This is a genomic window from Phyllobacterium sp. P5_D12 (assembly GCF_054049495.1).
Genome location: NZ_JBFUMG010001107.1, coordinates 1 through 681, shown reverse-complemented (window position 1 = coordinate 681; position 681 = coordinate 1). Strand labels below are relative to the sequence as shown.

Genomic DNA, 681 nt, shown 5'->3' with positions numbered 1-681 from the left:
AAGGTGTCGGGTCGATGGCGGCGGCGATGATTCGTCGCGGAGACTGCCCAACCAGTCTGCATCGAGATGCAGCATCTGGTAACTCCAGGCATGGCCGGGCATCGGATTGCAGGCGTGCACACAGCCAGCGGGAACGGCGACCACGCTGCCCGCCTGCAGCACCCGGGAGCCACTGGACGCGCCGCTGAAGACGCTGCGCCCGGCATCCACCGCGCCGATGGAGAACGTGTCGTGGCTGTGTGGTCGATAGCAGGCGCGACTGTCGCAGGCGCGGCGGCTCTCGACATGGGGCAGTGACGGATCACGCCAGAATTCAGTGGTGGGACGCATGCGGGGTTCCGTGACGCGAGAGGGGCAGCCTGCTCAGGATGCCATGGCTGGCAGCGGCATCGCAGGCCCGCGCGCGGCGCATTGCGACAGTGAACCGGCTGGAACGCGTCATCTGCGCTATCGTCCGCGTTCGAATGACCCGCCAGGAGGCGCCAGCATGCCCATCACTTACCGCACCGCCGTCGCCGATGACGCTGCCCACTGCATCGACCTGCGCGGGCGCACCCGCGAGAACGCCTTCTCGGTCGCGCAGCTGTCCGCGTTGGGCATCACCGTGGAGAGCTGGGCGGACGGCATCGCGCAGGGTGCGTTCCCCGGCCACGTGGCCGAGGCCGATGGGCACATGGTCGG

Annotated in this window: 2 protein-coding genes; one reads left to right on the top strand and one right to left on the bottom strand. The window is 68.7% G+C overall.

The window, feature by feature from the left end; translation table 11 throughout:
* Nucleotides 1–330 (bottom strand): AraC family ligand binding domain-containing protein (locus ACXJ5O_RS28975; protein WP_457302914.1); only part of this gene is annotated, 330 nt, incomplete at its 3' end.
* Between the two features lie 157 nt (nt 331–487).
* On the opposite strand from ACXJ5O_RS28975, the gene ACXJ5O_RS28970 reads away from it, so the two are divergent.
* The coding region (locus ACXJ5O_RS28970; protein ID WP_457302913.1) for a hypothetical protein at nt 488–681 on the top strand (194 nt) is incomplete at its 3' end.